The organism is Paenibacillus thermoaerophilus (assembly GCF_005938195.1).
In the GTDB taxonomy this organism is placed as follows: domain Bacteria; phylum Bacillota; class Bacilli; order Paenibacillales; family Reconciliibacillaceae; genus Paenibacillus_W; species Paenibacillus_W thermoaerophilus.
Genome location: NZ_VCQZ01000017.1, coordinates 55,332 through 73,171, shown reverse-complemented (window position 1 = coordinate 73,171; position 17,840 = coordinate 55,332). Strand labels below are relative to the sequence as shown.

Here is a 17,840-nt window from a genome sequence, read left to right as displayed (position 1 = left end):
CAGAAGACAACAACAGGATAACACAAAAACAACAACCGTCCAAGTCACTGGAACGGGCGGCTACGCAAATTAACAAAGTGACATTTTTACAGACGAGTTAAGGTGACATTTTCACAGACGCTTGACACAATGTCAAAAGCCCGGAACGGCGTTGTTCCGGGCTTGGATACCCGCCCGCAGGCGGACGGTTACGTCGGCTGGCGGGTCCGGTCGATCGGTTTCGTCAGGCTCATCCGCCGTTTGGCCGACAGCACCGGCCGGCGGACGATCAGATCGAACACCGCCATCGCATTAAACGGGATAAACGGCCACATGTAAGGCGATGCGTACGATTTCGACGCGATCAGCAGCATGAGCCAAAGCGTCGAGCCGATGATGAACCCCGCCACGCCGAATATGCCGCAGGCGATCAGCAGGCTCAGCCTGACGATCCGGTTGGCCAAGCTCAGCTCGTAGCTCGGCGTGGCGAACATGCCGATCGCCGCAACCGACATCACCAGGATAATCTCGTTGTTGAACAAACCCGCTTTGACGGCGATGTCTCCGATGAGAATCGCAGCGATGAGGCCCATCGCGGTGGCGAGCGGCGTCGGGGTGTGGACGGCCGCCAGGCGCATCAAATCGATCCCGATTTCGACGAGCGCGAATTGAATGACCAGCGGGATCGCGCCGAGCTTCTCGGGTCCCAGAAACTCCAGGCCGGGCGGCTTGTTGCCCGTGCTGACGATCAGATACCACAGCGGCAGCGCGAACAACGAGGCGAGAATCCCGATATACCGGACCCACCGGATATAGGAGCCGATAAACGGGGTCTGCCGGTACTCCTCCGCATGCTGGAGATGGTGGAAAAACGTCGAGGGCAGCATCATCACGCTGGGGGACGTGTCCACGAACACGATGATATGTCCTTCCAGCAGATGCGCGCAAACAACGTCCGGCCGCTCGGAATAACGCACGAGCGGGAACGGGTTCCAGCCTTTGCCGATCAGCGCTTCCTCCAGTTGCTTCTCCGCCAATGGCAGACCGTCCAGCTTCACCTCGGCGATTTTTTGCTTGATCGATCTCACGAGATCGGGATCGGCGATGTCCTCGATATAGCCGACGCAGATGCTTGTTTTCGTCCGCAGTCCGGCTTCCATGACTTCATAGGTCAGCTTGGGATCTCTCAGCCGCCTGCGGACAAGCGTGATATTCGTCAGCAGCGTCTCCACGAAGCCGTCGCGGGAACCGCGCACGACGCGCTCCAGATCGGGCTCCTCCGTCGTGCGCATCGGATACTGCTTCGTGTCGATCACAAGCGCCCGGTCCTCGTGGTCGACGAACAGGGCCGACGCGCCGACCAGCACCTCGTTGATCACCATGCGCATGTCGGTCGCGACCTTGACCTGGATATGCGGAATATACTCCCGCAGGAAGCTGCGGAGCGCCATCGGCTCCAGCTCGTCCGGTCCGAGCAGGGACAGCCGGTTGAGAATCAGCGTCAGCACTTCGTCCTTGGCGAATCCGTTCAGCACGTATAACCCGGTGTCACGGCCGCCGAACTTCATTTCCCGGAAGATCACGTCGAAGCTTTTGTCGAGTCCGGCTTCCCGTTCGAGAAATTTGCGGACTTCGTGCAGGCTTTTCGGCACGGGTACCGGTTCCGCCGCCTCCTGGGGCTCCTCCGGCTTGTCCTTTCCCTTCTGCTTCCGCTTGCGTTTCAGGATGAAAACCGTATCGCCTTGTTCCGTGCGGATCGCGGCCCTCGGCTTGTCCCCTTCCTCTGCGCCGGCGACCGCCCAAATGGCCGGCTCCGTCTCTCCTCCCGCCGCATCGTTCCGTTCTTCGCGATTCATGGGATACCTCCCTTTGCGTATTCGCTAGTTCCGATAAATCAGCCAGTCAAACAGGGAGCCCGCCACCTTGCCGAACACCATCGCCATCAGCAGCCATCCGATCCCCTGGGCGAGATTCAGGCGTTTGGCCATAATCGGCAGCACGTTCAGCACCTCGGTGAGAGCCGCGGCTAGCATGCCGATGAAGACGCCCTGCAGCAGGCCGGTCGGCAGCGCGAATACGGGCGAAAGAGGCAGCGCCCAGCCATTGAAATCGGCCGCGGTCCAGTATAACACTCCGGCCACGATCGCCCCTTCGAACAGATGAACCGCCTTGTACCGGCCGGTCAAGCCGCTAAGCTGCATCACCCTCGGGATCAAGTCGAGCACCACCAGCAGGGACACCATCCCCCCGCCGACGGCCAACCCTCCCGACAACCCCAGCACGATCAGCAGCAGCGTTTCCGCAGCATCCTTCACGGCCGAGGCCTCCGATCGTCCATCCGCTTGTATTCTTCGCTGACGATGTACTGGTCCATGCTTTGCTCATACCCGTACATTTCAACCTCAAGCGGGCTGGGCTCCTCGCTGAATTTCTTTTTGAACAACTGGTTGAAAAAGACGATCATGCCCGCCCCAAGCCCGATCGAATACGGGATTTGCAGCAGGTAAGGGTGCGCTTCGTCCCGTCCGGTCACGAGCTTGTAGATTCGCGCGTGCACCTCCGGCATGCTGACGTCCTCGTGGAAGTTCATGATCGCGAGGCCCGATCCGAAAAACAGCATCACCCACATGACGGACAGCCAGGCGTAATTGGGCTTGCGCGGACGGTCCGCCAATTCCACGAGCGAATGGGGCTCGCCGTACAGCTCCGGCCGCAGGTTCGGATAAGCTCCGCGCATGACGGCAACCAGCCTCATCATATCGATCAGCACCAGTTGGCCGTCCTGCTCGGCGGGCCGATAGACGATCAGGTTCCGCAACTGTTCTTCGATCGCGGCGTCTCCGGCGGACAGACTGGCCACGTCGCCGATCCGGACAGGCGAAGCCGCGGGTACTCGGGCCCGTTTGCGCAGGCGGACGTAGACGATGGGCTCCGGGGTATGCGCCATGCTCCTCCCCCTTTCCGTATTGAAGATCTGCGCGCCTTATCCGATAGTATGCAATCGAACGATAGACGGCATTCCGGCCGGACGTTTCAAGGAGCCGCTTCCTTTTTGCGCAGGTTGGCGCTCGGTCTGGCGGTCAACCGTCGGAGCTCCCGGAACGAGAGCCACAGCAGGCAGGCCAGAAGTATCAGATAGACGACCGCGGCGGCATTGCCCACGGCCTGGTACGTCCTGCCGAACAGGCTGCCGGCGAGAATGACGAGCAGCAGTCCGACAGCCGCCGCCGTCAGCGCGCTTGCCGGTTCGCCCATCCGCCGTCCGGCGATATGCGATTCGCGTTTGCGCAACCGGACGCAGATCAACAACGCCCCCAGATAGAACAACTGAACGACAACCGCAAGGCCGGCCATCCCGAAATTCATCGCCTGCATGACCTCGGTCACGTTCCGGAAGGACACGATGGCGGCCAACATCACCAGGAGCCCCGTGACATTCGCGAACTTGTAAGGCTTGCACTCCCGGGCGTACGAAGCCAAACCCGTCGTGATCGCCTGGAACAAGACGCAAAACCGGATCAGCACGATCGGCATCCAGATCGGCAGCAGGAACAGTTCCACCCGATCCAGGAAATCGGTGATATGGATCTGCTGCGTTATAATCCATCCCACGAACACGGTGCTGGCCGCCGTTCTGGCCGTGATGACCGTAATGGTCGACCATACGGCTTCCGTCAGCACGATACCCGCCAAGATGGTTCCGATCCTGAGCGCCTTGAGCATATGGCGCGGCCGGTCCGCGCAGCCGAGAAACGCCCCCATCGCGATAATGTCTCCGAAAGCGCCGATCCCGGGCACGCCTCCGAGCAGAGGATTCAGCCAGCCATTCGCCAGGACGGGCTGAATCTGCGTGTAGTCGATTTCGTTGAGCAGCAGCAGCGGCAGTCCCAGAAACAACAGCAAAAACTGCGGAAACAAAATATTGTTCGTTCTGGCAATATCCTCGATCGTGCCTTGGCCGAAGTACACGATAACGACCATAATGATCATCACGGTAAATTCCCGGGGCGTCCGCAGCAGGATCGAGGAGTGGATATGGTCGGTAAACAGACGCACCGAGCCGACCAGATCGACAAACAAATAGCCGATCAAAACGGCGTTCAGCAGCCCTCCCGCCCATTTGCCGCAAGCCCAACGGGCGATTTCGAACAGATTGCTGCCGGGCGAACGTTCGGACAGCTTATACATAGCGTAGATCACGATCAGCGTAAAACAAATCGGCACCGCGATGCCGAACCAGGCATCGCGGCCGGAAATTTGGCAGAAAGCCGCCGGCAAGCTGATGATATTGGACGCCGACAGCAGAGATCCCGTCAGCATGACCATCTGGATATTGCCGATCACAAGCTTGGACTTCGACAATTCAATTCACCTCCACTCCGAACAGGCCGGTAGCGATCCGGCCGAACCACCCGCTTGCGGGCAGGGACCAGCCCATGAGATACACGACGAAAAAAACGAGCGAAAGCAAGGCGACTCCCCAATAAATTCCCCGTTCCCCTCCGGGGGACAGCGAACGGAGGTCCGTCCAGAACGTGCCGACGTACAGGAGAACGACCAGCGTAATAAAGAGGAAGTTATTCATGCGCATCAATCTCCCTGCTCCGCCACATTGCCCCACAGCATTCCCGCCTTGTCGACCTCGGCATCGACCGATACATGGAATTCGACCTGCGGGAAGACGGAATACCATTGTTTGCTCCAGGTGGTTTCCCAATTTAACGGATCGAAACGGTTCAGGACTTGTCCGAAACCTGCCGCGTCGCTTTTATGGTCCTGCAGGTAGCGGAGCGTCTTCTCAACATCCGAGCGGATCTTCGCTTCGAGAGCCGCCCCGGCCTTCGCCTCGTCGATCCGCGAGTGTCCCTGATTGATAACCTCCATAATCACTCCCCGGGACTTGATGCGCACATCAAACCGGATGCGATCCCCGCTGATCACCGGCCTGACTTGCCGGCTTCCCCGCATCACTTTGACCGATGTTACGCTGTCTTCGACCGTCAGCGTCTCGGAATAGGGGACGAATTTGCCGCACAGATAACGCAAGCCCGACTCCACATCCCCTTTGGCGACGCCGACCATCCGGCCGTCGCTCATAATGACGATGCCCGTGAACTGATATTTGGAATCCTTGACCTCCATGTAGGGAATTCGCACGTCGCTGCCCACCGTGTTGATCTGGTACAGCACATCCTTGACCGTCACCGGGATGGTCGCGTCGGACTGCACCAATTCCCGGATCGCTTCCGCCGAGAACCGCTCCATTTTAATATCCTTGTTCAGGGTCCGATACGCCTCCCCTTTGGTTACGACAAGGTGCGTGGTCAGGCGGTTTTCCGGCATGCGAACGGCGCTGTCAAGGAAATCCCGAATGCCTCGCTCGGCCAACCTCTCCCCCAGCAGGATGACACGGCGGTGTGCGAAATAAAGCTGGCGGGGGGAGCGGTTTTGCATCTTTTCGACCGCCTCCCGAAGCGTCTTGCCCACTTCGGAATCAAACGTGTACGGCTGATCGCCGCCCGACCCGCCCCCGCCTCCGGACGGTCCGCCCATATTGCCGGGGAGGGGCACCAAAATGCCCACGCGGAATCCTTCCTCCGCCAGATCGACGGTCATGGACAACACGAATGCCACGTCGTTTATTTCCCGGCGGTCCCAGCAGCCGCTTGCCAGGAGGCAGGAGGCCAGCACGACCGCCAGCTTGACGGCGATTTTAATTCTCATCCCGTTCACCCTGCTTGACCGTTGTCCGGAACGGTTTCTTTCCTTTGCCCATCCGATCCGATACTTTCCTGCCGAAACGGCGCTTGTCGCCCCCTCTGAGAAATCTCGGACGATCGCGCATATTCCACCACGGCGCGCGATAGATGACGTCCTTCAAATCTTTCACGTGCAGCGGGCTGACCGGCGATAGAAACGGAATGCCGAACGAACGCAGTTTGGCCATATGGCCAAGGATCAGCAATCCCCCGATTACGATGCCCATCAGGCCGAAAGCCGCGGCCAGAATCATCAGCGGAAACCGGAGCATGCGAATCGAAATCGCGCCGTTGAAGCGGGGAAGCGTAAACGAGGCGATGCCGGTCAAGGAGACGACGATAACCATGGCCGCGGACACGATGCCCGCTTGCACGGCGGCTTGTCCGACGACGAGTGCTCCCAGGATGCTGACGGCTTGCCCGACCGTCCTCGGCAGCCGAATGCCCGCTTCTCGCAGCGCCTCGAACGCGACTTCCATAATCATCGCTTCGACGACGGCCGGGAACGGGATCGGTTCCCTCGAAGTCGCGATGCTCAGCAGCAAGTTCGTCGGGATCATCTCCTGATGATAGGTCGTGACCGCGATATAAATGGCCGGCGTCGTTAAGGCCACGACAAAAAAAATCAACCGCAGAATCCGAAGCAGCGTGCCGATCATAAACCGCTCGTAATAATCCTCGCTGGCCTGAAACCACTGCCAGAACACAATCGGAACCAGCAGAACGAACGGGGTTCCGTCGACCAGAATCGCCACTCGCCCTTCCAGCAGCGAGGCGGCTACCGTATCCGGGCGCTCCGTATACTGGGCTTGCGAGAACGGCGAGTAGCCGTTGTCCTGGATCAGCTCTTCGATGTAACCCGTCTCCAGCACGCCGTCAATCCGGATGCTTTCGATGCGGGTGATCACTTCCCGGACGAGCTCGGGGTCGGCGATTCCGTCCATATAGGAAACGACGATGTTCGTATTCGTCTCTCTGCCGACGATCAGCGGCTTCATCTTCAGGTTCGGCGATCTGATTTTCCGCCGGATCATGGACGTGTTCGTCCGCAGGTTTTCGGTGAACCCTTCCCTCGGCCCCCGGATGACAGACTCCGTCTCCGGTTCGGAGACCGAGCGGTGCTCGGAGTCCCGGTATCCCATCGTCATCGCCGAGGCGTTGCCGTCGACCAGCAAGCCGGTGTCCCCCGACAGCACATTGGCCAACAAATCTCCGAAGTTGTACGTCGGATTTAATTGCGAGACGGGCAAGGTAGTCATAATCAAACGCTCCAGGTCGGATTCGCCGCCTTCCAAAATCATGAGCGCTTGCATGGTGCGATCGACGGCTTCCGTCTTCGCCAAGCCGTCTATATAGACAACCAGCGCTCTCGGGCCGGACTGGATGCGGAATTCGCGAATCACGGCGTCGGAGCATTCGCTCAGCAGTTGTTCCAGATACGCTCTGTTGTCGTCGATCGAGCCGGTTAACGGAACCTTCTTCAGTTCGTCGATGGAAAGCCGGGCTTGGCCGCGGCGACGATCGTTAGCCTGATTGACACCTTCCATCCCGCAACGTTCACCTCCTGGTTCGCCACAATGGTTAAGCTTCCAGAGTTACCCTGTATTTATGCATCGGGACGCGCCGCTTTCCGCCGCAAACGGACGGCGATTCCGGCCGAGGGAAACGCGGCGCAATAACGCAAACAGGCCGGGGAGTCCCCGGCCTGTCGGATGCAGCGCGCCCATTCCGATCTATTTGTTTTTTCCCAAGATTTTGTCGGCTTCTTTGCGGAATTCGGCCACCACTTCGTCGATCGTCGCTTTGCCGAATTGCTGTTTTTGCACGGTTTTTTCAAACAATTTTCCGACCTCGCCGGAGCCTTTGGGACCGCCGTCGTACCAGCCGGGGTTTTTGCTGCCGATGTAATCCAGAACGTCCTGCATTTTTTTATCGACTTCCGTAAATTTCGGCTTCAGGTATTCGACCATATATTTGTTGTCCGGCAAGCCTCTCTCCAGTTCCAATATGTCGGCCGCCTCTTTGGAGTTGATCATGAAGTTCGCAAATATGGCCGCTTCTTTGGGATATTTCGTTTTCTCATTGATGCAGAGGAATATTCCCGGCAATAGCACACTTGCCGTCCCGTTGGACCCGCTGACGCGCGGGATCGTCGTCATTTCGAGTTTGCCCTTCATCATCCCTTCCATGGCCGTGTAATACGGCACGAAGAGAGGCCCTTCGATCGCGACGGTCCCTTTGAGAATCGGCTCTTTGGCCGGATCGTAGGTAGCCAGTTGGTACGAAGCCGTCTCGCTTGCAGGCGGGATAATTCCTTCTTTTCGAGCCTTATCCCACATTTCCAGCCATTCTTTCAAATTCTCGTCTTTGTATCCGAGCTGGCCGTCCTTGAACAGCACGTCGCCTTTGGAAAACAAATAATACATGAAGGCCTCGAATAAACCGGCCATATCGTTCGCGCCGTACCTGCCTTCGCCGAGTTTCCCTTTTATCTCGCGGACCTTGGCGAAAAATTCCTCGTACGTCATATCCATTTTGGGCGGTTCGACGCCGGCCTGTTTGAACATCTCGCTGTTATAGAACATGATGGAAGCGCTTTTGCTGAGAGGCAAGCCGATCAACTTTCCATTAACCGTTGCCTGGTTGGCCAGCAGCTTCGGATCGAGCCCGTCCACATTCAGTTCCTTCCCGACGAATTCCCTCAAATCTTTCAGGATGCCGCGCTGCGCGTAATCTTGAATATAGATGAGACTTTTGCTCATCACATCGGGAGCGTTGTTCCCCGCGACCTGGGTGGCCAGTTTTTCGTGATAGGCGCCGAAAGCGGAATATTCGGGCTTGATCTTGATATTCGGGTGCAGTTCCTCGAACTTCTGGATCATTTTGAGCGTCCGGTCATGCCGTTCCTGCGCTCCCCACCAAGAAAAACGCAACTCCACGGTTTGCGGCGCGCTTTCTCCGTCCGCCTCGCTGCCGCCGCCGGTTCCGCAGCCCGCGATCGAGCCCGCCAACAAGACCAGGCTTAACGATGTCCATACGGATTTGCGGCCAAACCTTTTTGTCCACTTCATTCAGCACACCCCTTTTGTCATCGCATGTCAAGTATACTTACATTCTAAATTATAAAAATCGGATGGCGCTGAATATATAATAGAGATCTACAAACTTTTTATAATTTCTCTACTGATTGAACTCGGACGGATTCATGCCCGTATATTTCTTGAAAAGCTGGCTGAAGTACGCGTTGTTTTTATAGCCGACCTTGGAGGCGACTTCATACAGCTTGTAGTTGCCGGTTCTCATGAGCTCCTTCGCCTTTTCCATCCGGACTCGGGTCAGATAGCTGCTGTAATTTTCTCCTGTCGCCTGCTTGAAGATTTGGCTCAAATAGTTGCGCGTCAAATACACCTTGTCGGCGATGACGTCGAGCGTAATATCCTCCGCGTAATGATCGTGGACAAAACGGATAATGAAATCGACCGTTTTTTTGTGTTTGGTCGACGCCTTCCGGTTCATCGCCTGGCACGCCGCCTGCAGCGTTTCCCGTGCGTACGAAGCGAAATCTTCCACGCAGCAGATCCGATCCAGCTCCGCATACGGATTAAAATCGGTTCTCAAATCGTCGAACTGCAGCCCGTGGTCGTGAAGGGCGACCAGCAGCACGCCTGTGAATTCGATCGCGTATTCGCGGAGCCTCTCAACGGTAAGATTGGGGCGGCCCTCCAAATCGGCCAGGAACAGTTGAAGCTTCTGCTCGACCCAATCGCTCTGCCCCTGCATCGCCGCATCGACCATCCGTTGGCAACTCTCGATCGTACGCAGCGGATACGCGCGCGGTTTCACCTGGATATCGTCCTTGGTTATAATTTTCCGGTCGATTAAATGAAGCCGCTCGTAGACGATGTCCATCGCTTCCTTGTAGGAGAGATGGATATCCTCGGCCGAGCCCACGGTCGAACCGATCGCGGCCCAGACCTTCAGCTTGCATTGCAGCTCGATTCGCCGGATCATCTCCGAGGCGATCTGTCTCGCTTGTCTGCTTGCCGCTTCGGGTTTCCCGTGCGCGGGCGCGGACACGATCAGAGCGAGCATGTTCAACTGGATGTCGGCGATATAGATGCCCTGCGCGGTCCCGATCGCCTCTTCCGCCGCCTGGCGCACGCGCGAGGAGAGGTCAAGCCACTCCCCTTGCTTCGAGGCCAGCCGTTCTCCGCTTTTGAGATATTCGACGACCACCACGCAAAAATAACGGTTGTGCAGGTTCATGCGCAAGTAATCCGCCACTTTTTTCATGTACCCGGGCTGCACGTGTCCCGGCTCCAGCAGACCTTTGAACAGTTGTTTTTTGGCCCAGGGCAGATTGTGCTCCAGCAGCTCGCGCAGTTCTTGCTCTTCTCTCGCAGCCCGCGCGTTGGCGCGAATATGATCGGCGGCCGCCTGCACGACGGCTTCGATCTCCTCGATGGTCGCCGGTTTGGAGATATAATCCCAAACCCTCAATTTTAATGCCGTCTGCGCGTATTTGAAATCTTCGTAGCCGCTGAGGATGATCACTTCCGCGGCCACGTTTTGCTGGCGCACTCTTTTCAGCATCTCGATCCCGTCGATGACGGGCATATAAATATCCGTCAAGATCAGATCGGGCTGACAGGCCTCGATCAAACGGAGACCCTCTTGCCCGTTTTCGGCGACCCCGGCCACCTCGATATTAAACCGCTTCCAATTGATCGATTTTTTTAACCCGTTCAGCGTGGCCGGGTCGTCGTCGATAATAACGGCTTTTACCATGTTGGCTCCCCCTTATGCCCGGGACCGTCCGGAGATACTTTCGGGATGCGGATATGGACGACGGTTCCCCGGTTGATGCCGCTCTCGATCTCAACGCCGTAAGGGTCGCCGAAATAAAGCTTGATCCGCTCCCGCACATTGCGGATGCCGCTGACGCCCAGATCTTTGCGCTCGGACAGTTGGCGGACATCCATTCCTTTGCCGTTGTCGGTCAGCCTGAACCAGATGTCCGGCCCGCTTTCGCCGGCCTCGATCTCGATCCTCCCGCCTTTGTCCCGGTCCATGCCGTGAATTAACGAGTTTTCGATAAAAGGCTGCAGCATCAGCTTCGGAACCATATAGGAGCAGAGGTTATCCGGCACGTTGACGGTAATTTGAAGGTCGCACGGAAACCGGATGGTCTGCAATTCGATGTAATACCGCAGATACTCCATCTCGTCGCGGATCGGAATAAAGGCCGCCCCTTTGGACAAACCCAGCCGAAGCATCTTTCCCAGCAAGGACAGCATTTTGCTGATGTCTCCCGCGCCGTATTCGATGGCGCGCCAATTGATCATATCGAGCGTGTTGTACAAAAAATGCGGGTTGATCTGCTCCTGCAGCATTTGCAGCTCGGCTTCCCGCTTTTTGCGGTTTTGCTCGTCGACTTCCGCCAGCAAGCTCTGAATACGCTGGATCATCAAGTGGATGCTGTCGTTTAACGTGCCGAATTCGTTTTCGTATTCGTTTTGAATCTGGATATTCAGATTGCCGCTTTTGACTTGACTGACGGCGCGGACGAGATGGCGGATGGGCAGACTGAACTGGCGGGACAGCAGCAGCGCCATGACGACCGCCAGAGCTGTGCAGGCCACGATCGCGATCAGGATGACGCTTTTGATTTTGCTGCTCGCTTGCGTGATATAATCCCAAGGGATGGCATCGAGCACGACCCAATTGGAATTCATCTGCTTGTCCCAGATCAGCAGCATTTTTTGGTCGGATTCGAATATGGCGAACTTTTCCGGGTTCGCCTTATCCATAGCCCGGATCACGCGATTGTCGGCATTGCTGACCGCGAACGGCTTCATGCCGTCGCCGACGACTTCGGTGATCAGTCGGTCGTAGGAGTCCAGAATATATCGGGAATCGTGGGGAGATTGATTGGCGACAATTTTTTTTACATAGTCCAGCTTCATGTTGATTACGAGGACGCCTACTTCGTTTCCGGTTACCGTCGTAATCTTGCGGACGAAGCTGATGACCTCGTTGTCTTCGGATTCCAAGCCCGACACAGCCTCATGGGCGCCGATCCAGCCGGAGTCGGCATGCCTGGTCGGCTCGTACAAATCGTTTGCTTCGTATTTCGCGTAGTTGTACAGACCGTTGGTGCCGAACGTTTCGTCCGATTCGATGTTTTTGCTGTACAGCTCGACGGAATGCACGCCTTCCTTGACGTAGCTGAGCCGGCTGATTTGATCGAGGATGTCTCTTTTTTGCTGCACGCGCTCGTACGGTTCCCCGGCGTTGTTCAAATAGTTGATAATTTTGGGATTGCTGCTGAGCGTAAGGGAATCGTGCTCGATCACTTGCATCTGCGTAATCAGTTGTTTATGGATTTCGCTCAGGAGAAGCTTGCGGGATTCGATCATCCGCGCGACCGTCTCCTGCGTCGTGATCGAATAACTCGTCACGCCGATCAGCAAAATCAACGTCAACGCAAACAACAGAAACGTGAAGAAAAACGTGTACCGGAACGAAAAAACCTTAAACGGATTTTTCATCGCACTCACCATGATGTAAGGGATACGGTCATCAATCGTAATCCCATCATAAATGATTTTCTTTTGTCTCGCATCCGGCTGGGCGATTAACCTTTTAATCCGGTTGTCGCGATTCCTTCGACGAAGTATTTTTGCGCCGCCATAAAGAGGATAAAACTCGGCAAAATGCCCAGAACCGACATGGCGAACATCGGCCCCCACGTAATCTCGGAGCTGTTGTCCAAAAACAGGCGCAGCGCAAGCGGAACCGTAAACTCGGCCGTATCGGTCAGATAGATCGTCTGCGCGAGGAAATCGTCCCAAGACCATATGAAGCAGAACAATCCGGTAGTGACGAGAGCCGGCTTGCACAGCGGAAGCAGGATTCTGACGCCGATTCCCGCAATCGAGCATCCGTCGATCTTTGCGGCTTCGTCCAGATCCTTCGGAATTCCCCGAATAAACTGGACGATCAGAAAGACGAAAAACGGGCTGGCCGCGACAAAATGGGGCACGATCAACGGCAGGTTGGAACCGACCCAACCGAAACTTTTAAACAAAATGTATTGCGGAACCAACGTCACCTGCGTCGGAAGCATCAGCGTCAGCATGAGAATGGCGAACCACATGTTTCTCAGCGGGAAGCGGATCCGGGCAAAACCGTAGGCGACAACCGCGCTGGACAAGACGGTTCCGATCACCGACAAAACGCCGATGACCAAGGAATTAAGGAAGAAATCGGCAAACGTGTAGCCCGGAATGGCGCTCCATCCCTTGGCATAATTGCTCCAGACGAAAGTGTTCGGAATCAGGCCCCCGTCGATAAAATCGGCGTTGCCCTTCAGAGAATTGCTGAACAGCCAGATGACCGGATACATCATGATCACACCACCCAGGACAAGCGCGATCGAGTAAGCGGCCTTGCCTGCAGCCTTCGATTTCAGCGTTGCAACCATACAGGTCCCTCCATTGTCGCCTCGCGGATTCAAGATTCATAGTGCACCCATTTCCTCGACGACCAGAAAATCAGGCCGGTAAGCGCCGCTACGATCGCCAGCAATATCCAGGCCAGTGCGCTGGCGTAACCCATATCGAAGAACGAAAAAGCTTGCTGGAACAAATAAAGCGCATACACCAGCGTCGAATTCATCGGGCCGCCGTTCGTAATCACATACGCTTGCGTGAACATCTGGAAGCTGTAGATCGTCTGCATCACCAAGTTGAACAAAATCAGCGGCGTGAGCATCGGAATCGTCAGATTGAAAAACGTCCGCAGACGGGAAGCGCCGTCCACCGAAGCCGCTTCATACAATTCGCGCGGGATTTGCTTCAGTCCGGCCAAAAATATGACCATCGAGGAGCCGAATTGCCATACGGCCAGCAGCACCAGCGTATACAACGAAGTGCCGGGATCGTTAATCCAGTCCATGCCTCGAATGCCGAACGCCGCGAGCATTCGGTTAAAGATGCCGTTATTGCCGAATATATCGCGCCACACCATCGCGATCGCGACGCTGCCTCCGATCAGCGAAGGCAAATAAAAAATGGCGCGGAACAACGGCATTCCCCACACGGCCCTGCTTAACAAGAGAGCCACCATCAAAGCAAACGTCAGTTTAAGAGGCACGCCCAAGGCCACGTATAAAAAAGTTACCTTGATCGAGGTGCGGAAATCGCCGCTATCGAAAAAAATGTCCTTGTAGTTGGCCATCCCGACCCATTTGGGGCTGGAGAGCAAATCGTAATCCGTAAACGACAGGTACAACGATTGAAGCATCGGCCACAAGGTCAGCCCCAGAAAACCAACCAGCCACGGCGCGATGAGGATGTACCCCCACACTCCTTCGGGCAGCGGCCGAGAAATCGCAGTCCGCCTTGCCGTAACTTTGGATGCCGTCGATATCCTAGCCATCCGGAAGCCCCCCTAACTCCATTTCATAGATTTGCTTACATTCTAGTAGGAATAAGCCCGATAGAACATAAGATAAATCTATAATAAATAATGCAAAACTCGAATAATGGCGGAGGCGTGTCAGTTATCCTGACTTCGAACCCGGACTTCTCCTGCTTATCCCGCCGCCGGAGCCAAGGGGGATCTGCGGCCATTTCGGTGCGGGTTGTGATTTATTGCGTTTTTCCTATAATAAGATCGTACAGGACAGAACCATATTGTCTGGACCGAGGTGACGACCGATGAGCCTGATCGTAGAACGTCTGGAAACCAAAATCGAGTTTTTCGAAGCGCACGACATCCATACGCTGGAACAAAAAATCGACGAACAAATCCAAAACAACAAAGCGCTGCTGCTGGACGTCCACGCCGTGCAGCATCAAGTGGCGTTTAATCCCGTCACGAACCGCATGCATTATACGGCCGTCGTTCATTTCCGGGCGAAGTGAACGGACACCGGATCCTGTCCCACCGTAAATACGGCAACAAAAAGGCATCTCCCTTATGGGGATGCCTTTTTGTTTTATGCGGTTCCGGCTTATGCGTTAACTCATAAAACGAACCTCGTCGCCGGGTTCGATATCCACGATATCAAACGGCTCCCGCTCGGCAAACGGGTGGATGACGTCAACTTCAAGCAGCTTGAGCGCGCGCACCGAACGGATGACCGCCCGACCGCCGTACGCCCCCTGCACCGTCTTGCCGTCAAACCGGGAGGGTGCTCCGGCATAGGCGCAATCGCCCGCGAGCGGAAGCGGATAACGACTTTCCAGTACCTCTGCGTCCGACCGCAGCACGATTCCCTTTGACAGAGTCATCGACTCCTTCAATCTAAGCTCGCATTCCGAAGTTCTTGTCGCTTCATAAACCGTGATTCTGCCCGTCCTCGCCGAGCGGATGCCGATCAGACCGCTCTCCGGCAGCGATCCGCGAACGGTATGGACCGTTATCGTGCCGTTCGCCGTATCGACGGCCCGAACGATCGCCACCGCCCGTTCCGCCGCCGTAGAAAGCACCACCCCCGCCAATACGGATTGCCGCGCTTGCAGCAGTTCCGCCGCCTCGATCGATCCGTCCGGTTCAATACGCATCCAGGCGCAGCGCCCGTCAACCATCCATTCGCCGTGTCGAGTGTTCACCCGGACCTGGCCGTCGCTGAGGCTGTAAACCCAATAATCGGTACGGCCGTCCGACAACCGAATGGCGATCGCCGTCGCTTGTGCCTGGTCGGCTTCAAGCTGCTCGACCTCCAGCACAGCCTGTTCGCCTTCACCGTCTGGCGAAGCCGCCTGAATCACAGCACCATACGTTTTGCGCGCGTCCCGACTTCGCCAGACGAGTATCGGGTGGCGGACGTCCCCATCCAGGCTGGGACATAATCCACTGAACAGCCGGTCGGCGGCGGCGCCGACCCCGAACAGGCGAAGCTCGCAGCCGTCCTGCGCCCTCCACGTCGCCTTGAATGTTCCCGATGCTGTACGATGTTCACGCAGATCATACACATAACCGTATCCGTTATTGACTTGAGGGGTCCACAGATGCTGTTTCTCGTCCCCCATAAATTCCGAGAATGTCTCGCCCGTCGTCAGCCGTTCGCCGTAGCTGCATGAAGGCCGATCGTAATATAGCTGCCGCTCTCCCTTCTCCGCCTCATCCACTCCGGCCAGCGTCCATGCCGGGTCAGCAACTCGGTCCGTCCCCGCAAGCCGGAGCTCGCTCTGACTGTGAAAAGCATGGAACGCATAATCAGCCGTCTCCGCGCCGAACACCGCAAAAAAATCCGCTGCGTAAGAAGCGTTCCGTCCGATCGGAACGATGCCGACCATCCTCTGGTACACATCGATCCCATACAACTCTGGCGCCTGCGCTTCCATTGCGCTGACATTCGCGGATTCATGCAGAAATGTCAACCTGCCGCCCCTAAAAGGCTTATAAATCTGTTGGGCAACCATCCGTTCGTCGCGGTTGACGACAACTGTATTATGCGCGATCGATTTGCTGGCCCAGCCGAAGTGCGAATTCGTTCCGTATATGCCGTACCCGAGATCGGCGGTTATGTTCTGGCCGTACGCATAATAATGAAGCGCCAAGACGTCGTCATGCGAATGCGTTTGGTTCGGGCCGAAGCGCAGCAATGCCGTCGTATCGTTGCGGTCTCGCAGAATAACGATTCCGGCGTCGGCCATCAGTGTGTTGCCTGCGGGCAACCGGAATCGCTCGGTCTCGATCGCGCTTCCTTCCGGATGGGAGAAAAACAGGTCGCTCCCTTGTCCGCCCAGCTGCTCCTCAATCAGCGGAAATAACTGCCGCATCACAAGCTCCGCCTTGGCGCGAAGCTCCTTGCTGGGCGAGAACTGCCGGAACATCTGAGAGGCTCGGTATATATTCGTGAGCAGCTTGCCGTCCGGTTCACGGCCGACGGACCGATCGCGCCCCCAATCCCCGTATCCGGGCATATGCCCCTGGCACATCATACGCAGCGGATTTTCGACGGCGAACCGGTAAAAACGGTCGCAGGCAAAAGGATGGAAGCCGACGAGCTGCGCCTCTGTCGAAGCCCGCATTGCCAGCATCGCGATATCCAGGAATACCGTGCCCGTGAACAGACTGTAGCCGTACGAGCCCTCATAATACATGCCGTCACGGCCGATCGCGTTGTAGAAATACGCTTCAACCGCCTGCACGCCCCATCGGCAGTAATCCTCCCGGCCCAAGGCGAGGCCGACCGCCAGCATCGCCCGAACACCGTCCGACTCGTGGTTCTGCAGATTGGTCAGATTGCCGTCACGGAGATCGTATTCGGGACCGCCCGGCTCCGTCAGCATGTACTCCTCGAGCAGCGACACGATGTTCTCCCGGATGCTTCCCTGTTTGCCGAGCTTGGCCAGCGCAGGAGAAGTAGCGTCCAGCTCGGCCAAGTCGGACAGCCAACTGTAGTCGTGTGCCAAAAACACTTTGACCCTGTGCACGATACTTGTCAGCAGATGGAGCCTCCCGATCTCGAAGCTGCTGCCGAACGGGGTGAAATCGCGGGGGCCAATCGTACCGGCGATGATCGCGCCGAACGCGTCCAGCAGCACGATCGCCTTGTGTGCGTAGCGGTAATCGCCGGTCAGCATGTACATGTAAGTCAGCTTGGTGACGAGCCCTTCATGATCCCGGACGCCGCCCAGCAGCTCGCCGGCGTGGAAGAAATTCCACATTCCGATCGGGTAATAACCTTTTCCGTTGCGCTCGAACCCTTGCCCGTCATCCGGATATTGCTCGTTCGGGAACGTCGTGCGGCAGTTCGGGCAGGTAACCGTTTTAACCGGATGCAGTTCCAATCCCGATATAAATCGCCGCTGTTCCTCGGGTTCCATCGGGAATGCCTTGCCGCAGCCGGGACAACCGGATATGCCATAGGCGAACGTTTCGTCTCTCATCCCCAACACACTGTCATAGACGAACTCGTCGGGCAAAAGGAGAAATGACTCGCAGCGCTGCTTCATTCGTTCGAAGGCAGCCTGCGCTCGAGGCAGTCGTTCTATGTTTCTTCTCGCGATCAGCACATCGTCTTCTGTAAAGTAGATGCCCCGTTTCGAATAGGCGGTGCCCATCTGCAGTCCTCCCTGGCGATTG

General features: G+C 56.7%; 14 protein-coding genes. 1 reads left to right on the top strand and 13 read right to left on the bottom strand.

Translation table 11 applies throughout. The features are described from left to right. Positions 1-188: 188 nt before the first annotated feature. The 12 genes from FE781_RS12670 to FE781_RS12615 form a co-directional block, all read right to left on the bottom strand. On the bottom strand, positions 189-1,835 hold the full coding sequence (locus tag FE781_RS12670; RefSeq protein WP_138789996.1) for a spore germination protein: 1,647 nt from the start codon (positions 1,833-1,835) through the stop codon (positions 189-191). A 24-nt stretch (positions 1,836-1,859) separates the two neighbouring features. Further along, the gene (locus FE781_RS12665; RefSeq protein ID WP_246068166.1) at positions 1,860-2,294 is read right to left on the bottom strand and encodes a stage V sporulation protein AB; all 435 of its coding nucleotides are present in this window, start codon (positions 2,292-2,294) and stop codon (positions 1,860-1,862) included. Continuing rightward, positions 2,291-2,926, bottom strand: coding sequence for a stage V sporulation protein AA (locus FE781_RS12660; RefSeq protein WP_138789995.1), 636 nt, complete (start codon positions 2,924-2,926; stop codon positions 2,291-2,293). Before FE781_RS12660 ends, FE781_RS12665 begins: the two co-directional genes overlap by 4 nt. Positions 2,927-3,012: 86 nt before the next feature. Next, the gene (locus FE781_RS12655; protein ID WP_138789994.1) at positions 3,013-4,341 is read right to left on the bottom strand and encodes a GerAB/ArcD/ProY family transporter; all 1,329 of its coding nucleotides are present in this window, start codon (positions 4,339-4,341) and stop codon (positions 3,013-3,015) included. A 1-nt stretch (position 4,342) separates the two neighbouring features. Next, the gene (locus FE781_RS12650; protein ID WP_138789993.1) at positions 4,343-4,564 is read right to left on the bottom strand and encodes a hypothetical protein; all 222 of its coding nucleotides are present in this window, start codon (positions 4,562-4,564) and stop codon (positions 4,343-4,345) included. Between the two features lie 5 nt (positions 4,565-4,569). Next, positions 4,570-5,703, bottom strand: coding sequence for a Ger(x)C family spore germination protein (locus FE781_RS12645; RefSeq protein WP_170209534.1), 1,134 nt, complete (start codon positions 5,701-5,703; stop codon positions 4,570-4,572). Further along, entirely contained in the window at positions 5,693-7,285 is a 1,593-nt protein-coding gene (locus FE781_RS12640; RefSeq protein WP_138789991.1) for a spore germination protein, read from the bottom strand. The genes FE781_RS12645 and FE781_RS12640 overlap by 11 nt, the downstream gene beginning before the upstream one ends. A gap of 186 nt (positions 7,286-7,471) precedes the next feature. Then, complete coding sequence (locus FE781_RS12635) at positions 7,472-8,809, bottom strand: ABC transporter substrate-binding protein (protein WP_138789990.1); 1,338 nt, start codon at positions 8,807-8,809, stop codon at positions 7,472-7,474. Between the two features lie 109 nt (positions 8,810-8,918). Further along, on the bottom strand, positions 8,919-10,526 hold the full coding sequence (locus FE781_RS12630) for a response regulator (RefSeq protein WP_138789989.1): 1,608 nt from the start codon (positions 10,524-10,526) through the stop codon (positions 8,919-8,921). Then, a complete protein-coding gene (locus FE781_RS12625; protein WP_170209533.1) occupies positions 10,520-12,289 on the bottom strand; it encodes a cache domain-containing sensor histidine kinase in 1,770 nt (589 codons plus the stop codon). Before FE781_RS12625 ends, FE781_RS12630 begins: the two co-directional genes overlap by 7 nt. 86 nt (positions 12,290-12,375) lie before the next feature. Next, positions 12,376-13,224, bottom strand: a complete 849-nt coding sequence (locus tag FE781_RS12620) for a carbohydrate ABC transporter permease (RefSeq protein ID WP_138789987.1) — start codon at positions 13,222-13,224, stop codon at positions 12,376-12,378. Between the two features lie 29 nt (positions 13,225-13,253). Continuing rightward, positions 13,254-14,180 carry a carbohydrate ABC transporter permease gene (locus tag FE781_RS12615; protein ID WP_138789986.1) on the bottom strand — a complete coding sequence of 309 codons (927 nt, stop codon included), beginning with the start codon at positions 14,178-14,180 and terminating at the stop codon, positions 13,254-13,256. A 281-nt stretch (positions 14,181-14,461) separates the two neighbouring features. Here FE781_RS12615 and FE781_RS12610 point away from each other — a divergent pair, with 281 nt between their 5' ends. Next, positions 14,462-14,668, top strand: coding sequence for a DUF2536 family protein (locus FE781_RS12610; protein WP_138789985.1), 207 nt, complete (start codon positions 14,462-14,464; stop codon positions 14,666-14,668). A 96-nt stretch (positions 14,669-14,764) separates the two neighbouring features. Here the strand turns inward: FE781_RS12610 and FE781_RS12605 are convergent, their stop codons facing one another. Then, positions 14,765-17,818 carry a heparinase II/III domain-containing protein gene (locus tag FE781_RS12605; protein WP_138789984.1) on the bottom strand — a complete coding sequence of 1,018 codons (3,054 nt, stop codon included), beginning with the start codon at positions 17,816-17,818 and terminating at the stop codon, positions 14,765-14,767. Positions 17,819-17,840: the final 22 nt, after the last annotated feature.